Origin of the sequence: Mucilaginibacter sp. L196 (assembly GCF_009765905.1) — a bacterium.
Classification (GTDB): domain Bacteria; phylum Bacteroidota; class Bacteroidia; order Sphingobacteriales; family Sphingobacteriaceae; genus Mucilaginibacter.
Genome location: NZ_LMUO01000011.1, coordinates 552,791 through 570,124, shown reverse-complemented (window position 1 = coordinate 570,124; position 17,334 = coordinate 552,791). Strand labels below are relative to the sequence as shown.

Below are 17,334 nucleotides of genomic sequence, written 5' to 3'. Positions count from 1 at the left end.
CTATGATAATCATAGGCAGCTTTTTGTTTTTAGTGAATTTGTGTAATAAAATTTCTTAAAAATTAATTAAATCTTTTTAAATCCATATAATAGCCATCACTTTTGTATTTTCGCCATTGTATCCCCTTAAAAAATTATGGCTAAAATACTGCTTGTTGAAGATGATATAACATTCTCCGAATTGCTACAGCATTTTCTGGCTAAAAATGGTCACGTGGTAGAGGCTGCTAATACTGTTAAAAAAAGCTTTAAATTATTAGAGCAGGATAAATTTGAACTGCTGCTGCTTGATTACCGTTTACCGGATGGTATTGCGCTTGATGTGTTTATAAAAGCATCTGAAAATGGCGAAAAGATACCAGCCATTATCATGACCAGTTTTAATGATGTTCGTACAGCCGTAAAGGCAATGCAGGCAGGCGCTTTTGACTATATTACCAAACCGGTTAACCCCGATGAATTACTGATGATCATTGGCGATGCGCTTAACCAACAAGCAGATACGACGGAACAATTGGCTGGCCCTATTGATGGATTTATAAAGGGAAATAGCACCGATGCCGATAAGCTACATGCATATATAGACATTGTTGCCCCTACTGACATGTCGGTACTTATACAAGGTGAAACCGGCACAGGTAAAGAATATGCAGCAAGGGCTATTCACCGGTTAAGCACACGCGCCGACAAAATATTTACAGCGATTGACTGTGGTGCGCTATCACGAGAGTTAGCTGCAAGTGAATTATTTGGCCATATTAAAGGTGCATTTACAGGGGCTATAACAGATAAAAAGGGATTATTTGAAACTACTAATGGTGGAACCCTTTTTTTAGATGAAGTGGGTAACCTAAGCTATGAGGTACAGGTTAAACTTTTAAGAGCCTTACAGGAAAAAACAATACAACCAATTGGAAGCACCAAGCAAATACCGGTAAACGTGCGTATTATAACCGCTACTAACGACGACTTAGTAAATAGCGTGAGCAATGGCGATTTTAGGCAGGACCTTTACCACCGCATTAATGAATTTAAGATCCAGCTGCCTCCTTTACGCGATCGAGGTGATGACCTTGAGCTTTTTATTACCCATTTTATCACGCTATCCAACCAGGAATTAAAGCGAAATGTGCAAAGCATTTCGCCGCAGGCTAAAAAAGTATTACAACAATATGATTGGCCCGGTAACTTACGTGAATTAAGGAATGTAATAAAGCGAATGGTGTTGTTAACAACATCAAGCACCGCAGGAATTGAGACATTGCCCGATGAAATGCTTTTTACAGTAACTCACTCAAAAAACACATCTGAATCTGATCTGAAGCTGTTGAATGAGGCAACTGAAAAGGAGATGATCCAGAAAACACTTCATCAGGTAAAATTCAATAAATCAAAGGCGGCAAAGCTACTTAACATCGATCGTAAAACGTTATACAGTAAAATAGAACGTTACGGTTTAGATAGTTAATTATCTATGTACTCAGGTGTGTCATCGTCAAGGTAAATACTTGTTACCTGCCTTACCAGCGTTTGCAACCGGTTAGTTAATGAAATAATGGTTTCTATTTTAGCGGCGTCGGATAAGTCATTTTTCACAAAATCTATTTCAGCCATTCTAAAGTCGGCAGCAAGGTCAGCAGCTCCTATTTGAGCGGTACGACCAGCAATACGATGCACCAATAATATCAACTTCTCGTTATCGTAATTACCCATGCCCAACCTTAATTCGGCAATATCATCTATACAATCTTCGGTAAAGCGTTTTAATATTTTGTTTAATTGCCTGTTATCGCCCAATGTCATTTTCTTGATCATGGTCAGGTCAAGTTTCACTTCAGGTTGATGGTCAACTTCATTAATTACCGGCGATACCAGCGCCAGTAATTCCCGCTCCCTAAATGGTTTCATCAATATCCCACTAAAACCTTTATTTAAAATTGATTCCAATTCGCCAGGTAATACCTGTGCTGTTATCGCATAGATCAACACATCGCTCGGGATACGCTGTTTTAACAGCCTGCATAGCTCTATTCCACTCATTTCAGGCATTCTTATATCCAGCAAAATACATTTCACCTCCGGGTCAAAAGCTGTATTCAAAACTTCGCTTGCCGAAGCAAAGCACCTATGTTTTATATGATGTAAGCTAAATACAGCACTACATAAATCGGTTATAAAAGTATCATCATCTACAAGCCATACTTTGCCATAATTTGTTCGCTGAGGCTTACTTTGAGATTCGATGTTTTCAATAATAGGTTCTTCAGCGTTTTCGTAGCTTAAATTAAATGTAAAGCTGCTGCCTTGCCCCAATTTACTCTTCACACCCATGCTGCCGCCCTGAGCCTCAACAAGCGCCTTGCTAATGGGTAGCCCTAATCCTGTTCCTTTTATATTACTGGGATTTCCGGATACTTGCTCAAATTCATTAAATATCCGGTTTATATCTTTAGCAGATAATCCAACTCCCGTGTCACTCACGGTAAAAACATATCGTATCCCTTTGCTGGTTACAATAGTTACTATTGATAATTTCACCTCCCCGGTATCTGTAAATTTAATGGCGTTACCCAACAAATTATATAGTATCTGTTTTAGCCTGAAGGCATCGCCTAATAAATATTGGCTGGCGGGGATGTCATAATCAGCAACCAATTGAATATCCTTCTTAACAGCTTGCAACCTCATTGCTGATAATACATCAGTAAGCAGTTCGGCCATATTAAAAACCGTGTTATTAATATTGAATTTACCCGATATGATACGATTGTAATCAAGCACCTCATTAACAATGTGCATTAAATGTTCTGACGAGCGGTAAATGGCATCAATATCACTTTTACTCGCATGATCCTGTTGGCGCATCAGTTCAGCATAACCTATAATTGATTGTAACGGGGTGCGGATTTCGTGGCTCATGTTTGATAGAAAGCGTTGCTTTGCCTGTCCATGATATTCTGCTTCGTCGCGCGCGGCTTCAATATCTATTCTGTATTGATTGATACGGCCAATGTCCCTTAAAATAAAATACAATAAACCGATAGTAATAAACAGGAACGCTAAAATTATATAGCTTATGCGGGTAACACTTGTATTAACCACATTTTTAGCCGCACTATTATTTAAAGCTGTTTGTTTTACAGCCTCTGCCTCAACTTGTTTAAGTATAACTAGTATCCGCTTGATAAGCTTATTATCAACTTTATTTAAAATAGCCTCCTTATTTACAAACAATGCACTACGCTGTAACTGTCCTTTTTCCAGCCGGCGCATGGTTCGTCCCATACCTTTAAGAATGCTGTCCTGCTTGGCCATTGAGGCACTGTCATGCTTGGTATCCAACTCAACATGAACTATATTGAAAGATGGTTTTACTGTCTCTTTCTTTTTTTTGCCAAATAACTTACTAAGAAAGCCACGATTATCTTTGGTGGTATCCCAGTGTAACGGTGTAACCGTGGTGGTACGCACCTGCTTTTCAGTTGTAACAACATTGCTGTCATTTTGCGTGGCACTTTTGTCAACCAGGTCATTAAGCAATTTAACCTGACCCGAAAACGCCTTGTTATTCACCAGGCCTTCCCTTACCTTTAAATAGCTTATAAAAAGCTTATCATGATCAATAAGTAACTTTTTGAGTGAGTTAATACGTTTTACCTGTTTGTCATCATCGGCATATAGAGTTTGCAGGGTATCAATAATCAGCAATTGCTTTTTTGTTTCGCTAAACAAGCTGTAGTAATTTGCCGGATTATTTAATATCTCCGTTTTCTGCGCCTGATCAAGCTGTACAACCCTGTGCGTTAATTCATTAACCAAGCGTAATTTATCGTTTGGGGTCGATATTTTTTCAACAGCGGTAAGCATGTGATTAAAAGCCACCTTGGTGATACCCCAGGCCAGTAATAAAGTAAGGCACCCCAAAACCGAGGCGATAATGATCTTCCCCTTAATGGATTGTGCAAAATAAGTATGTTTATCCCCTGCCATCTGTTTTAGCCTGCTCCTGATATTGATGATATTATCATTAAACGCTTTTAAATGCCTCGATATTGGATTTAAGACAACAAAACACAGGGGTTGTTTTAATTAATGTCTTCCTAATACATTGTTCAAAGATCGAAAAATACCTGTTTTCCAGCTATGCCGCAAAGCTCAATTGTAGCGAGCGAGTAGTTATGATACTTTAATGGTTAACTAAAATCAGTTCATTTTCGGCAATGGATCATATAGAATTATTGATTGAAATATGATATGTTTGGGTTTACTTTTATTCAACGTAAAAATAAACCCTAATGAATCACACAAATACTACAGGAAACCCGGTAAGACGAATATTAGTGGCAAGCCTGATTGGAACCACTATTGAGTTTTTTGATTTTTATATTTACGCTACCGCGGCAGTATTGGTGTTTCCTAAACTATTTTTCCCTGCTGGTAATCCAACAGCTGCCACGCTTGCATCACTAGCAACATTTGCATTGGCATTTTTTGCCAGACCTTTAGGTGCAGCATTATTTGGCCATTTTGGTGATCGTAAAGGACGCAAGGCTACCCTGGTGGCAGCTTTAATGACCATGGGGCCATCAACCGTAGCTATTGGTCTTTTGCCTTCTTATCATTCTATTGGGGTACTCGCCCCTATCCTATTATGTTTATTCCGTTTTGGGCAGGGCCTGGGCCTGGGCGGCGAATGGGGTGGCGCGGTATTATTAGCCACCGAAAACGCACCCGAGGGTAAAAAAGCCTGGTATGGCATGTTTCCGCAATTGGGCGCGCCAATTGGATTCCTGGCATCAAGCGGTATTTTCTTGTTGCTGAGCAAAACGCTGAGCGACCAACAGTTTTTAGATTTCGGCTGGCGCATCCCTTTTATAGCTAGTGCGTTATTAGTTTGGGTTGGACTGTATGTTCGATTGAAAATTACCGAAACTCCCGATTTTTTAAAGATCATCGAAAAGAATGACCGCGTAAAACTACCTTTAGCTGATGTATTTACCAAGCATACAAAAGCCATCGTACTGGGTACTATCGCAACCATAACTACATTTTTACTATTTTATTTGATGACGGTATTTACCTTAAGTTGGGGCACATCGGCATTGCATTATTCCAAAACCAGTTTCCTGATCGCTCAAATGATATCGATGTTATTTTTTGGGTTAGGGATACCTATCTCGGCTGTTTTAGCCGATAAGATCGGTCGCAACAAAATGCTGATCATAGCTACTATTGGCATTTTCATATTTGGCTTATTCTTTTCACAATTATTCAGCACAGGTATTTGGGCGGTAACCGTGTTATTCCTGGTTATCGGCATGTTTTTAATGGGCTTAACTTATGGGCCCATCGGTACCGCCCTGGCAGAAATTTTCCCCGCATCTGTACGTTATACAGGTGCATCATTGTGCTTTACATTGGCCGGGATATTGGGAGCATCATTGACACCCTTTTTAGCTACTACGCTGGCTACAAAATATGGGCTTACTTACGTAGGCTTTTATCTGTCGGTTGCTGCTGCCATAACCTTTTTAGCGTTAGTAGCTGCCAGTTCATTAATGAAAGTAAATGCACATAAAGATTAATAATCCACGAAAATGAAAGCAAAAATATTTTCATATAAAGTTGACAGTGTAAAGTTGGAAGTGGTTAATGACAACTTGAAAATAAGTAAATCTTTTAGTAGAAAGGCTATTATAGCACAGTTGAAGGATGCCATAAAAGATGAAAAATTTAAAATTGACGAAAATTCATTAGACTATAAGATAGTTGACGGGCAGCTTTACATTGAAGGCTTAGTAGTTGAAAACCAGGAACCAAAATCAATTGGATTTACGAGCGGAAAATAGTATTTAAAACAACGCTTATCGTTCAATTTGTTCTTTCACACGTGCAATCGCATAATTATCCTCATTTCCTTGTTTTTAATTATACCTTTACACCCTACATGGAAGAAAGAACTTATCTACAAACCTGGAAAAAATATCTTCCGGTTATTCGCCTGCATTTAAAAAGAAGTTTGACCGAAGATCAAAGCTTTAAATTAAACATTACAGATTTTGAGTCAGCCGGCGATCGCGGTAAATCAGGTTACACTTTCAGCATAATAATTGAAAATGGTAAAGTAACAACCAGCTTAAGCGGTTCACCCGTAGCCCGCGACCTTTACGAAGCTTTAAGATCTGACGAAACTATTAAAACTATGTTCCTGGATAAAAGCGTAAAAATAGCTGTTGGTAAAACCTTCCTGCTAAGCATAAAAACTACACATTTATCGACTTATAAATAGTCGGTCTTTATATAAACAGCTATCTATTGCCCCCGAAATTTGTGGTCGTAGATAGCTGCTTTTAATGATTCATAATTATCATAATCATCTTCATTAAAAGCGTACACATCCCCGTTTATCAGCACTAACTCCAACTGCTGATAGTTAATTTCATCTCCGCCCCTTATAAATTTTTGTTTTCTTACAGTTCTTATTTTATCAATATCAGGGTAGGTGATTTTCCTTTTCTTTTGGGTGATATAACTGCGAAAAACAACCAGATCAGCTGAAACTATTACGCTTTTAGGTGGAAATAAAAGTGTTACGATAACTCCCGCTATTAAAACAATTAAAATAAACATAAGATTATTAGCCGTAATTAATTTTTCAGGGATTGAATTTTTTATCCCCTCCTGAAAAACCAGGAATACAATAAAGCCTTCGAAAATAATGCCCAACAATATTTTAGCCCAGAAAAACAAGCTATATTTTGAGGTGATGGTTTCTGTCATAAGGCAAAAGGTTATTGAATTGTCAACAGTTTAAGGCTTCAATATAAACGTTTTATAACAACCTAAAGTTAACTTTACGCTATAATTATCCACAATGGCTTTATCCTGACAAACATTTCTTCCTATAACTGTTAATTTGATTATTAGATAAAAAACTTATGAAAAAAGTATGGTTTATAACTGGATGTTCAACCGGGTTCGGTCGCGAATTAGCTAAACAAGTTTTAGAATTGGGGCACAAGGCGGTAGTTGCATCGCGCAAAACAGATGATGTAGCCGATATTGTGACGGATTATCCTGATACTTCAATAGCTGTAAAGCTTGATGTAACGAATTCTGATGAGATTAAATCGTCAGTTGAAGAAGCAATCAAAAAATTCGGACAGATCGATGTATTGGTAAACAATGCAGGTATAGGTTATTTCGGAGCGATAGAAGAAAGTGAAGACGATGAAGTACGCCGGATGTTCGAGATAAACTTTTGGGGTTTAGCCAACATAACAAAGGCTGTATTACCATTAATGCGTAAACAACGCAGTGGCAACATCGTTAACATCGCATCTATTGGCGGTTTGGTGGGTTTCCCGGCTGTTGGTTATTATAATGCTACCAAGTTTGCTGTTGATGGTTTCTCGGATGCATTATCAAAGGAAACCGCGCCGTTAGGCATTAAGGTTACGGTTGTTTGTCCGAGCGGTTTCCGTACCGATTGGGCCGGGCGATCAGCAAATAATAGCAAAATTGTAATTGATGATTACAAAACCACTGCCGAAACCAATAAGAATACCATTCGTGGTTACAGCGGTAAACAACCCGGCGACCCGGTTCGCGCAGCAAAAGCTATTGTTGATGCAGTAGAATCAGAAAACCCGCCGTTGCATTTATTGTTGGGTGCTGCGGCCCTTAAAGGTGCACGCAATAAACTGGAAGTATTAAAGAAAGATTTTGATACTTGGGAAGACACCACAACCGGTGCAGATTTCCCGGCAGGAGAATAAAACACTATTGTCATTGCGAGGAACAAAGCAATCGCACAGAAGCAAAGTTCGCGATTACTTCGTTCCTCGCAATGACATTTTAACTAATAAATGAGCGCAGCATCCAGGTATTTTCTCTTTAAACTGCATAAAACGGTTAAACATATTATTGATACTATCATTCCGGAATTGGCAGTAATTTCAACTATTTCGGGTTCCATTAATATAAATAACCATATTTTTACCTTTTATGACAGTGCATCTACCATACATCAATCAGCAATTTAACGGCTCCATCTGGCGTATGGAAATTGATGAAATAAGCGATACTATTTTTATAGAAATCCGTAACGATACCGAAAAACAGGTAAGCTTTTCATCAATTGATCTAAACAATGGCAACCTCAATTTTAAAGATCTGGTAACGCCTGAAAGATGGCTCACTGGCATAGAAACCGCCTATAACGGTGTATTGCTTCTACACAATTATCAATCAGCGACCGGCCCGGCACATCGTGGATTAACCGCTATTGATACCGACGGCACTGTTTTGTGGACCAACTACATATACGCTTTTGATCACTTAACTACAAAGGGGCCTATCCTTTATGACACTCACATCCACCCAAAAAAACTTTTTCTAATTGATATCAAAACCGGAATAGTCGAGCGTATTTATGAACCCACAATGTTACCGGAAATAAAAACCAATATCACCCTTCCGGGTGTATTATCGCCTGATACTTTGCCGCATGATGCACTAGCTTTTCCTGTTTTTGGAAATAGTGTGCATTATCTCGAATACAATAATTTCAGAATTGTATCTTTGCACGCTTTGCAAGCGGGGATGCTTAAACAGTATCTGTATATATTGGATGGTACGGTTAAGGTATATGAGGATTTATTAAATAATGATATACAAAAGTTACAACCCGAAGCGTTTATATTACACAAAAACCGCTTGATTTATATTAAAAACAAGTCAGAATTAAAAGTTTTAAGCTTATAAATTACTGTATTATAATTTATTATGAAATTTAGGATTTTATTAATCGTTGCCATTCTCTTAACATCAACAACCTCTCTTTTTGCTAACTCACTGCGCGACTCTATCGGCGTTGAGAATAAAGACGGCAAAAAAATTATACTACACAAAGTAGATCCGAAAGACAACTACTATTCCATAGGCAGACGATATAAAGTTAGCCCGAAGGCGATCATCCAATTCAACAATAACGCAACCATGCAAATTGGTGTAATTATTAAAGTACCCACCGACAGGCCTTTTTTAGAATCGTCATATAATACACCACAAAAACCTCAGTCAGCGGCACCCGTGGTTGTTAAGCAGCAGGTAAACACGTCTCCGCCAGCACAGGAGCAAAAAGCAGAACCTGAACAAAAAACGGTAGTAACCAGCAACAATGCGCCGACCCAGGATTATAAGGTATCAGCAGGCGAAACACTTTTTTCAATAGCAAAACGTTTCGGCACTACGGTTGAAGATATTACCAGTATAAATGGATTAACATCAACTACATTAACCCCAGGCGAACTAATTAAAGTTCGAGCAGGGCAAGCCCCTGCTCCTGTTCAAAGTGCACCTGTTACAGCAAAGCAGGATGCAACATCGGTAGTTGTTCCCGCGGATAGCGCCAATGCGGTTAAGTTCAACGCCAATCATTTCGGTTTATATGAAAAGGATGAAAAAGGTGTTGCCACCTGGATGGATGATGCCGATCTTGATCCAAACAAAAAATTAGTATTGCACCGTACCGCGCCTATAGGTACTGTTATTAAAATAACTAACCCAATGACCAATTTAACAACTTATGCTAAAGTTGTAGGTCGTTTTACGGATAATGAGGCCAATAAAGATGTTATTATTGTGGTGACCAAAAACGTTGCCGACTCCTTAGGTGCTTTAGACAAGCGTTTTCATGTAAGTATTAGCTACGGTAGCCCGAATGAATAAACCTTTTATAATCGGGATTGCAGGGGGAAGCGGCTCAGGCAAAACCTTTTTTTTAAAGTGTTTTTTAAAGCATTTCAGCGATAGCGAAGTTTCGTTGGTATCGCAGGATGACTATTATTTTCCCGTACCGCCGGATATGACGGCCGAAGAAAATAAACACTTCAATTTCGATCTTCCGGATACTATCGATCACCAGCATTTTGAAGAAGATATTCAAAGCTTGCTGGAGGGCCGATCCATCACTAAAAAGGAATACACCTTTAATAATCCAAGTGCAATTCCTAAAATGCTTGAAATCAAATCGGCACCGATTATTATTGTTGAGGGGCTATTTATCCTCCATTTTAATAAAATTGCTGAACAACTCGACCTTAAGATATTTATTGATGCCGATGACGACGTTGCCCTTCAGCGCCGCATCAAACGTGATTTAATTGAGCGTGGCTACTCGCACGATGATGTAATGTACAAATGGATATACCATGTGGTGCCTGCCTACAAAGAGTTCCTGCTACCCTACAAAAATGTATGTGACCAGGTTATCGTAAACAATTCGCACGTAGCTGAGGATATTGTTTGCGTTACGGAGGAGATATCAAAAGAGCTGAGGAAAAAGGTTTTGGGGGATAAGTAATTGTCAGGCTTAGACATCCATTTCCGGAATCTCCCCCTCAACAACCAACTTACCTGCTGTAGCTTTAATAATCTCTTCCACGCTAACACCCGGAGCTCGTTCCAATAACTTAAAACCGCCTCCCGGTAATACATCCAGTACCGCTAATTCTGTCACTATCTTTTTAACGCAATTAACACCGGTTAACGGCAAGCTGCATTTTGGTAATAATTTAGATTCTCCTGCCCTATTGATGTGCTGCATTGCCACAATAATATTATCAGCCGATGCTACCAGATCCATCGCACCGCCCATTCCTTTCACCATTTTACCGGGAATTTTCCAGTTGGCTATATCGCCATTTTCAGATACTTCCATGGCGCCTAAAATAGTCAGGTTTACTTTTTTCGCCCTGATCATCCCAAAACTCATCGCTGAATCAAATATGGCTGATCCCGGTAATTTAGTAATGGTTTGTTTCCCGGCATTAATGGTATCCGCGTCTTCTTCACCTTCAAATGGAAACGGCCCCATGCCAAGCAATCCATTTTCAGATTGCAGCACTACATCCATCGTATCCGGGATGTAATTGGCTACCAATGTTGGTATACCAATACCGAGGTTTACATAGTAACCGTCTTTTATTTCTTTAGCGATACGTTTTGCTATTCCTTCTTTATCTAACATATAAAATTCTTTAAACCGTCATTGCGAGGAACGAAGCAATCTATATACTATACAGAGCAGATTGCTGATCCTATGTAGAGATTGCTTCGTTCCTCGCAATGACGCGCGTTTAATATTTTTAAATCTTTTTTCTTACCGTTCTATTCTCAATTCGTTTTTCGTAATCCTTACCCTGAAAAATCCGGTGCACATAAATTCCCGGTGTATGGATGTAATCAGGGCCAAGTTCGCCCGGCTCAACTAGGTGCTCTACCTCTGCAATGGTCACTCTGCCTGCCATAGCCATTACGGGGTTAAAATTACGGGCTGTGCTGCGATAGATCAGATTTCCCATCGTATCACCCTTCCAAGCTTTTACAATGGCAAAATCGGCATCAAAAGCCATCTCCATTAAATAGTCTTTCCCATTAAAGTTTCTTACTTCTTTGCCTTTGGCTACTTCTGTACCGATACCTGCGGGGGTAAATATAGCGGGCATGCCGTAGCCTGCTGCCATACAACGCGTCGCCAGGGTACCCTGCGGTATCAGTTCTACATCAAGTTCGCCGCTTAACAGCTGACGTTCAAATTCCGCATTCTCGCCAACATAGGAAGCTATCATCTTTTTAACCTGACGTTGTTTTAACATCAGGCCTATCCCGAAATCATCAACCCCGGCATTATTGGATATGCAGGTAAGCTCCTTAACGCCCTTTTTAACTAGCGCAGCAATACATTTTTCGGGCAAACCGCATAGGCCAAAACCACCCAGCATAAGGGTCATGCCGTCCTCAATATCACGAATAGCCTCATCGGCTCCGCTAACAACTTTGTTCATGAATTTATATAATTGGTGCTGTAAAATTAGGCTTTTTTGATGATGATTAAGTAAAACAATTAGCTGTTTGAGCGATTATAATAATATCATCAAAACATAAAAGCTATGATTTACAAAGATGATGAATTAGGCGATGGACACATCGACAGTTCAAAAGCAACAAACACCACGGAACCTAACGCCTATCGTACAGATGATGGTGCGGGACTGGACGAAAAAGACCTGAAAAAAAAATATCTATTCGGCAAAGGCAATTTTGAACCTCATCCAACTGAAGGGCATGGTACTGGCGGACAAAAATTTGGCAAAGAAAATTTAACACCTGCCGGAAACGACAAAAACAATCCGTCGCAGCTTGCCGGTAGCACCAATGCTTATTTCAACAGGAAAGAACCATCTGAAGAGCATCCTGAGGATAGCAACTTTACCGCGAAAGATCAGGAAGGCGCACCAAATTACAGCAAAGCAACATCAACAAGTAAAATCATGGAAAATACATCCCCCAAACCGGAAGAGGTCAAAAGAGGCGATGGCGAAAACGACCGCCCGCATCCCCAACATCCATACTATGAAGGCACCGTTGACGACGACGCATCCGATGGTGATGATATTGCCAAAGAAGAAAGAGAAACAAACATTCCCGGACCTAATGAATTACCCGACCAGCAAAAAGTTGGTGAGGGTGGTGACAATGAAAATCACATAGAAACCTAAGAGATAAAAAGGTTACTACCACTTCATATTGTGAGCAACAAAAGCTTCCAGATCATCAGCCATTGCCTGTTGTTCTTTAACATTTGGGTGGCCCGGAGTATTTTTGTAGGCGATAAAGTGGGTGTAAATATTTTTATCATGAATACCATCAACTGCTTTTTGAATGTAGCCCGGCCATGGTGAACCAGCTTTTGTTGCGTCCATACTTCCCAATATGCAAACGATATGAGCTTTTGGATATTTACCTCTGATATTTCTCACAAAACTATTATAAGCGTTGATGATAAATTCAGGCGTTGGAGCAGTAGCACCAAACCTGGCTTTAAATTGCGGGTTATTGGGTTGTAGTACCAGCCATGAATCATTCTGAAAAAGATTGATTACTACCAAGTCCGGAGTATACTTAGAAAAATCCCATTTACTGGTTGAATCAGTTGCATCCAGCCTGTCATACATTTCAGGCATAATAAGCGGGAACCAACTAATGGTGATGCCAATGCCGCTTTTGGATATATTATGAAAATCAGCATTAAAATGCCTTGCTGTTAAGGCTGCATAGCTTACATATCCATCTTCATAGGGTGCAGAGCCCCTATCCTGTCCGGTGCTATCTTCCGCAGCATAACCACAACTAATAGAATCTCCAAAGTATTCAATTTTATGTTTACGCGTAGCTGAGGGTGCTAAAACTTTACCACCTTTAGCTAACTCAAAACCGTAGAACCAGGTTTTACCCATAGCCCACTCCGTACGTTTAAACAGCTCCAAATGGTGCGGACCGGGTGTAAGCCCGTCAATAGTTTGCGTGGTAATTCCGTCAGCAGTTTCACTCTCTTTTTTAATTATTTTACCATCGAGCAGTATGTTGTAGTAGTTGTCGCCCCGCTCATCACGCATTTTATAGCTTATGCTTGTGCCCTCAAAGTTAATGTCAACCGTAGTACCCGACCATGACAATACCGCCGCATTGTCCTGCATGGCAACACGCCCCATATATTCAATATGCGGATCGTTCGCCTTAATAGTAACCTGAGCGCTGCAACCAAAGTTTAATGCAATTGCAAAGCATAAAATAAGATGTTTGTAGTTCATTTAAATAAGCGTAAAATATTAAAATCTATTTTAAATATACATAAGTAATCCCATCTCCGCCTCTATCTGCGTGCTCATCTTCCATACGATCAACCTGGTCGTATTTTTTCAGGTATTGTCTGATCATTTTGCGCAGGATGCCGTCGCCCTTACCATGAAGGATCTTCAGGGTACCAAAGCCCATCATAACCGCCCTGTCAAACAAACGTTCTATAGAGCCCAAAGCATCCTCGGTGCGCATACCACGCACGTCAATCTCAGGACTAAAACTGGCAATAGAATCTGTATTTGAACTAAAGTTTCTCCTAACCTCTTTCGGCACTTCTTTTTTGGATACTTTATGAATCTTGTTCTTTTTGGCAACCGTTCTTAAATCGCCAATGGCTATAATCACGTTGTCGCGCGCAAACTCCATTACTTGTCCTGTCGTATCGGAATCGTTTAATTTTACCCAGTCACCAACCTTCAATTCATCCGGATCAATCACCGGTTTCTTCACCTCTGCTTTAATTGTATTCTTCTGTACTTCGCGAGTTAAATTTTCACGTAATTCACGGGTTCTCTCTTTATCAGCATTACTGCTTTTAATTTCCGAGATGGTATTTTCAACCAGCTTATTGGCGTTCAGGATGATATTTTTAGCTTCCTGTTTCGCATCACGAATTAATGCCTTCTGGTTTTCTTCCAGGTAGCTTTTTAGCTTTTCGTTTTCAGTTAAAAGCGTATTAACCTGCCTTTGTTGTCTGTCTAATTTTAGTTTGGTGTCGAAAATTTCCTTTTTCTCCCGCTCCAGATCAACTAACAGAGTATCCACCTTTTTCTGTCCGGCACTTATTTTACTCTTAGCCAGGTTAAGCACATTTTGAGGCAGACCAATTTTTTGGGCGATCTCAAATGCATAAGAACTACCCGGCTTACCAACTTCCAAAATATAAAGTGGCTTCATCTCTATATTATTAAATAACATCGAAGCATTCTCCAAACCCTCTGTATGGCTGGCAAAAATCTTTAAGTTAGAGTAGTGGGTAGTAACCATCCCCCTCACCTTCTTGTTATTCAGCGATTCCAGTACAGCCTCAGCAATCGGGCCGCCAAATTGTGGGTCGGTACCTGTACCAAACTCATCAATCAATATCAACGCTTTACCGTTAGCTTGCTCCACAAAGGTTTTCATTTTAGATAGATGCGCGCTATAGGTACTCAAATCACTTTCAATCGACTGGTCATCACCAATGTCAACAAAAAACTCTTTGAACACGCCCATCTCACTGGCTTCATCAGCAGGGATTAGCAAACCGGCCTGCACCATCATTTGCAACAGGCCAACCGTTTTCATACAAACAGATTTACCGCCTGCATTAGGCCCTGATACCACTACAATGCGTGTAATATTATCAATACGCACATTTAGCGGTACTACAGTCTTATGCTCTTTTTTAAAATTGAGAAACAATAGTGGGTGCCTTGCATTAATTAATTTCAGGCTGGGTTCATTCACCACTACCGGCATTTCGGCTTCAATGTCAATGGCAAACAGCGCCTTGGCCCGCACAAAATCCAATTTGGTAAGCAAGCCGTGATAACTTAATAAAAGTGGCACATAAGGCCTTAATTCATCGGTTAAAGCGGTTAGTATTTTGACAATCTCGCGCCTGCGGTCAAATTCAAGATCTCTTATTTTATTGTTGAGGGTGAATACCTCCTCAGGCTCCATATAAACCGTTTGGCCCGATGCTGATTCATCATGAATAAATCCTTTAAGCTTACGTTTGTTTTCGGCTAACAATGGTATGCACAAACGACCGTCACGAATAGTTAATGACCCATCGGCCGTCCAACCATTACCCGATGCAGCTTTAAAAACCTGATCTATCTTTTTTCTGGCTTCTTGCTCGGCTTTGGCTATGCCGGATGTTATATCCATCAAGTCGCGAGATGCATTAGGCCTGATCTTGCCTTTTGGGTCAATAACCTGGTCAATCTTTTTTAATATCGACTTTTCAATCGGTAAATGCTCAAATAAGGCTTCCAGATTAGGGTATTGGCCTTCCCGCTCATTAAAATAAGCGATAACCGCGAATACAGTGGTTAACGATGCCTGTACCTGGTAAAACTCCTCCTCACTTAAAAAAACGCCTTCTATACGGGCTTTGTTAGCAAGTGATTTTATATCAAAAAAATGCTGTATAGGCAATACTGCATCATTCAATAAAATATTCATAAACTCATTGGCCTGGCTCAAAAACTTGTGGATAAGGTCGTAATTATTCATTACCTGTATCTTATCAACCATTTGCTGGCCCATAACACTCAGGCAATGTTTTTTTATCAGTTCCTTTATCTCGGTAAAGCCAAGCTTATCAACACTACTTTTTGGGTAAAGCATTTTTCTCCTTTAAACGTTGTTTAATCACCGAATCTCTGTGGGCATTAAATTTCATAATGGCCTGCTGACTTGGGTTCATCATCATACCCGGCCTTAAAGGCGTAGCTTGTGCAGGGGCAGTGGGAACTGGCGAGTTCACACGCCCACCGGTAGCTGTAGGTGTAGATGTAACATGATTTTTTTTATTCTGGATCGTCAGCAATTTGGTAAGTGAGTCTGTTTTTGCCTGCAGCCTTTTTAAAACCTTATCATAAATATCGCTGAATACCGATGGCTTAAGCGAGTAATATTTAAAGCTCCTCCTAAATTCGGCTGAATCAGTATTGTATTTTTTAAATACAGCTAAATATCTGGGATAACCGTATTTGTACAGCGTATCTGGCTCTTGCGAAATATTAACTAAGCCACCGTCCACTACATGTACATCGGCTAATACGTTTACCATTTCAGACTTTTTCAGGATACCGTCAGGCGCGCTATCATCGTTACCGCATGAACATAATAAGGTCAATACTAAAAAAAACAAGATTATATATTTGTGCATTCTGTAATTTAGCGGTTTAATTCAGCAAAAATACGCATAAATGAGCATTGCAGATAATATCATCAGCCTAAAAAAAGAAACCGGCGCATTAAAAGTCACCCTTTTAGCAGTATCAAAAACGAAATCGAACGAAGATATATTGCAGGCCTATGAAGCGGGGCAACGTTTATTTGGCGAAAATCAGGTACAGGAATTGGTTGAAAAGCACGAACAATTACCTAAAGATATTGAATGGCACCTGATTGGCCACCTGCAAACCAATAAGGTAAAATATATAGCGCCATTCATCAGCATGATACAATCTGTTGATAGTATGAAGCTTTTGCAGGAGATAAATAAGCATGCTTTAAAAGCTAACCGTGTAATTGATTGTTTATTGCAGATTTACATTGCCGATGAAGAAACCAAATTTGGTTTAGGCTTTGATGAGGCGATAGAATTACTTCGATCAGATGAATTTGCCGAATTAAAAAACATCAGGATTCGTGGATTGATGGGAATTGCCACCAATACCGAAAGCGAAAAACAAATAGCCGATGAGTATTATGAACTGAACACCTTTTTCAAAGGTGTGAAAGCAAGCTTTTTCAGAAAAGATAAAGATTTTAATATCTTGTCGATGGGTATGTCGTCTGATTATAAGATCGCCATAGAAAAAGGCAGCAACATGGTGCGCTTAGGCAGTACCATTTTTGGAAGCAGGGGTATTAAGCATTTTAAAAACGTTAATCCCGATTTAAACTAGCACT

18 protein-coding genes are annotated in these 17,334 nt (G+C 39.8%); 11 read left to right on the top strand and 7 right to left on the bottom strand.

Annotated elements, in window-relative coordinates; all coding sequences use genetic code 11:
- Positions 1–136 precede the first annotated feature (136 nt).
- On the top strand, positions 137–1,468 hold the full coding sequence (locus GSQ74_RS09940; protein ID WP_158992705.1) for a sigma-54 dependent transcriptional regulator: 1,332 nt from the start codon (positions 137–139) through the stop codon (positions 1,466–1,468).
- Here the strand turns inward: GSQ74_RS09940 and GSQ74_RS09935 are convergent.
- Entirely contained in the window at positions 1,465–3,990 is a 2,526-nt protein-coding gene (locus tag GSQ74_RS09935) for an ATP-binding protein (RefSeq protein ID WP_158992703.1), read from the bottom strand. The two genes, GSQ74_RS09940 and GSQ74_RS09935, sit on opposite strands and share 4 nt — an antisense overlap.
- A 305-nt stretch (positions 3,991–4,295) precedes the next feature.
- On the opposite strand from GSQ74_RS09935, the gene GSQ74_RS09930 reads away from it, so the two are divergent.
- The 3 genes from GSQ74_RS09930 to GSQ74_RS09920 all read left to right on the top strand — a co-directional run bounded on the left by GSQ74_RS09930 (position 4,296) and on the right by GSQ74_RS09920 (position 6,289).
- Positions 4,296–5,585: an MFS transporter gene (locus tag GSQ74_RS09930; protein ID WP_158992701.1), complete on the top strand. Its 1,290-nt coding sequence runs from the start codon at positions 4,296–4,298 to the stop codon at positions 5,583–5,585.
- 12 nt (positions 5,586–5,597) lie between these two features.
- The gene (locus GSQ74_RS09925; protein ID WP_158992699.1) at positions 5,598–5,849 is read left to right on the top strand and encodes a hypothetical protein; all 252 of its coding nucleotides are present in this window, start codon (positions 5,598–5,600) and stop codon (positions 5,847–5,849) included.
- Between the two features lie 98 nt (positions 5,850–5,947).
- Positions 5,948–6,289 carry a hypothetical protein gene (locus tag GSQ74_RS09920; RefSeq protein WP_158992697.1) on the top strand — a complete coding sequence of 114 codons (342 nt, stop codon included), beginning with the start codon at positions 5,948–5,950 and terminating at the stop codon, positions 6,287–6,289.
- A 23-nt stretch (positions 6,290–6,312) separates the two neighbouring features.
- On the opposite strand, the gene GSQ74_RS09915 is transcribed toward GSQ74_RS09920, so the two are convergent.
- Positions 6,313–6,780 (bottom strand): hypothetical protein, encoded by a 468-nt coding sequence (locus GSQ74_RS09915; protein ID WP_158992695.1) that lies wholly within the window; start codon positions 6,778–6,780, stop codon positions 6,313–6,315.
- A 158-nt stretch (positions 6,781–6,938) separates the two neighbouring features.
- On the opposite strand from GSQ74_RS09915, the gene GSQ74_RS09910 reads away from it, so the two are divergent.
- The 5 genes from GSQ74_RS09910 to GSQ74_RS09890 all read left to right on the top strand — a co-directional run bounded on the left by GSQ74_RS09910 (position 6,939) and on the right by GSQ74_RS09890 (position 10,366).
- Positions 6,939–7,778, top strand: coding sequence for an oxidoreductase (locus GSQ74_RS09910; protein WP_158992693.1), 840 nt, complete (start codon positions 6,939–6,941; stop codon positions 7,776–7,778).
- Positions 7,779–7,868: 90 nt separating this feature from the next.
- On the top strand, positions 7,869–8,045 hold the full coding sequence (locus tag GSQ74_RS09905) for a hypothetical protein (protein ID WP_158992691.1): 177 nt from the start codon (positions 7,869–7,871) through the stop codon (positions 8,043–8,045).
- Positions 8,008–8,766, top strand: a complete 759-nt coding sequence (locus tag GSQ74_RS09900; RefSeq protein WP_158992689.1) for a DUF4905 domain-containing protein — start codon at positions 8,008–8,010, stop codon at positions 8,764–8,766. The genes GSQ74_RS09905 and GSQ74_RS09900 overlap by 38 nt, the downstream gene beginning before the upstream one ends.
- 21 nt (positions 8,767–8,787) lie before the next feature.
- Positions 8,788–9,732: a LysM peptidoglycan-binding domain-containing protein gene (locus GSQ74_RS09895; protein WP_254060848.1), complete on the top strand. Its 945-nt coding sequence runs from the start codon at positions 8,788–8,790 to the stop codon at positions 9,730–9,732.
- Positions 9,725–10,366 carry a uridine kinase gene (locus GSQ74_RS09890; protein WP_158992687.1) on the top strand — a complete coding sequence of 214 codons (642 nt, stop codon included), beginning with the start codon at positions 9,725–9,727 and terminating at the stop codon, positions 10,364–10,366. The genes GSQ74_RS09895 and GSQ74_RS09890 overlap by 8 nt, the downstream gene beginning before the upstream one ends.
- Before the next feature lie 9 nt (positions 10,367–10,375).
- Here the strand turns inward: GSQ74_RS09890 and GSQ74_RS09885 are convergent, their stop codons facing one another.
- Entirely contained in the window at positions 10,376–11,032 is a 657-nt protein-coding gene (locus GSQ74_RS09885) for a 3-oxoacid CoA-transferase subunit B (protein ID WP_158992685.1), read from the bottom strand.
- A 118-nt stretch (positions 11,033–11,150) separates the two neighbouring features.
- A complete protein-coding gene (locus GSQ74_RS09880; RefSeq protein ID WP_158992683.1) occupies positions 11,151–11,849 on the bottom strand; it encodes a CoA transferase subunit A in 699 nt (232 codons plus the stop codon).
- A gap of 105 nt (positions 11,850–11,954) precedes the next feature.
- Between GSQ74_RS09880 and GSQ74_RS09875 the strand changes: the two genes are divergently transcribed.
- Positions 11,955–12,563 carry a hypothetical protein gene (locus tag GSQ74_RS09875; protein WP_158992681.1) on the top strand — a complete coding sequence of 203 codons (609 nt, stop codon included), beginning with the start codon at positions 11,955–11,957 and terminating at the stop codon, positions 12,561–12,563.
- 15 nt (positions 12,564–12,578) lie between these two features.
- On the opposite strand, the gene GSQ74_RS09870 is transcribed toward GSQ74_RS09875, so the two are convergent.
- Genes GSQ74_RS09870 through GSQ74_RS09860 form a run of 3 tightly spaced genes read right to left on the bottom strand, consistent with a single transcriptional unit; the run spans position 12,579 to position 16,585 of the window.
- Positions 12,579–13,655, bottom strand: a complete 1,077-nt coding sequence (locus GSQ74_RS09870) for an SGNH/GDSL hydrolase family protein (protein WP_158992679.1) — start codon at positions 13,653–13,655, stop codon at positions 12,579–12,581.
- A 25-nt stretch (positions 13,656–13,680) separates the two neighbouring features.
- The gene (locus tag GSQ74_RS09865; RefSeq protein ID WP_158992677.1) at positions 13,681–16,041 is read right to left on the bottom strand and encodes an endonuclease MutS2; all 2,361 of its coding nucleotides are present in this window, start codon (positions 16,039–16,041) and stop codon (positions 13,681–13,683) included.
- Positions 16,022–16,585, bottom strand: coding sequence for a DUF4296 domain-containing protein (locus GSQ74_RS09860; RefSeq protein WP_158992675.1), 564 nt, complete (start codon positions 16,583–16,585; stop codon positions 16,022–16,024). The genes GSQ74_RS09865 and GSQ74_RS09860 overlap by 20 nt, the downstream gene beginning before the upstream one ends.
- Before the next feature lie 40 nt (positions 16,586–16,625).
- Here GSQ74_RS09860 and GSQ74_RS09855 point away from each other — a divergent pair, with 40 nt between their 5' ends.
- Positions 16,626–17,330, top strand: coding sequence for a YggS family pyridoxal phosphate-dependent enzyme (locus GSQ74_RS09855; protein ID WP_158992673.1), 705 nt, complete (start codon positions 16,626–16,628; stop codon positions 17,328–17,330).
- Positions 17,331–17,334: the final 4 nt, after the last annotated feature.

What these genes read in the sequence shown, in the direction of transcription:
- GSQ74_RS09865 (WP_158992677.1), bottom strand. Translation starts at nt 16,041, where the DNA reads ATGCTTTACCCAAAAAGTAGTGTTGATAAGCTTGGCTTTACCGAGATA.
- GSQ74_RS09875 (WP_158992681.1), top strand. Translation starts at nt 11,955, where the DNA reads ATGATTTACAAAGATGATGAATTAGGCGATGGACACATCGACAGTTCA.
- GSQ74_RS09925 (WP_158992699.1), top strand. Translation starts at nt 5,598, where the DNA reads ATGAAAGCAAAAATATTTTCATATAAAGTTGACAGTGTAAAGTTGGAA.
- GSQ74_RS09870 (WP_158992679.1), bottom strand. Translation starts at nt 13,655, where the DNA reads ATGAACTACAAACATCTTATTTTATGCTTTGCAATTGCATTAAACTTT.
- GSQ74_RS09915 (WP_158992695.1), bottom strand. Translation starts at nt 6,780, where the DNA reads ATGACAGAAACCATCACCTCAAAATATAGCTTGTTTTTCTGGGCTAAA.
- GSQ74_RS09910 (WP_158992693.1), top strand. Translation starts at nt 6,939, where the DNA reads ATGAAAAAAGTATGGTTTATAACTGGATGTTCAACCGGGTTCGGTCGC.
- GSQ74_RS09905 (WP_158992691.1), top strand. Translation starts at nt 7,869, where the DNA reads ATGAGCGCAGCATCCAGGTATTTTCTCTTTAAACTGCATAAAACGGTT.
- GSQ74_RS09885 (WP_158992685.1), bottom strand. Translation starts at nt 11,032, where the DNA reads ATGTTAGATAAAGAAGGAATAGCAAAACGTATCGCTAAAGAAATAAAA.
- GSQ74_RS09930 (WP_158992701.1), top strand. Translation starts at nt 4,296, where the DNA reads ATGAATCACACAAATACTACAGGAAACCCGGTAAGACGAATATTAGTG.
- GSQ74_RS09920 (WP_158992697.1), top strand. Translation starts at nt 5,948, where the DNA reads ATGGAAGAAAGAACTTATCTACAAACCTGGAAAAAATATCTTCCGGTT.
- GSQ74_RS09890 (WP_158992687.1), top strand. Translation starts at nt 9,725, where the DNA reads ATGAATAAACCTTTTATAATCGGGATTGCAGGGGGAAGCGGCTCAGGC.
- GSQ74_RS09855 (WP_158992673.1), top strand. Translation starts at nt 16,626, where the DNA reads ATGAGCATTGCAGATAATATCATCAGCCTAAAAAAAGAAACCGGCGCA.
- GSQ74_RS09900 (WP_158992689.1), top strand. Translation starts at nt 8,008, where the DNA reads ATGACAGTGCATCTACCATACATCAATCAGCAATTTAACGGCTCCATC.
- GSQ74_RS09895 (WP_254060848.1), top strand. Translation starts at nt 8,788, where the DNA reads ATGAAATTTAGGATTTTATTAATCGTTGCCATTCTCTTAACATCAACA.
- GSQ74_RS09860 (WP_158992675.1), bottom strand. Translation starts at nt 16,585, where the DNA reads ATGCACAAATATATAATCTTGTTTTTTTTAGTATTGACCTTATTATGT.
- GSQ74_RS09935 (WP_158992703.1), bottom strand. Translation starts at nt 3,990, where the DNA reads ATGGCAGGGGATAAACATACTTATTTTGCACAATCCATTAAGGGGAAG.
- GSQ74_RS09940 (WP_158992705.1), top strand. Translation starts at nt 137, where the DNA reads ATGGCTAAAATACTGCTTGTTGAAGATGATATAACATTCTCCGAATTG.
- GSQ74_RS09880 (WP_158992683.1), bottom strand. Translation starts at nt 11,849, where the DNA reads ATGAACAAAGTTGTTAGCGGAGCCGATGAGGCTATTCGTGATATTGAG.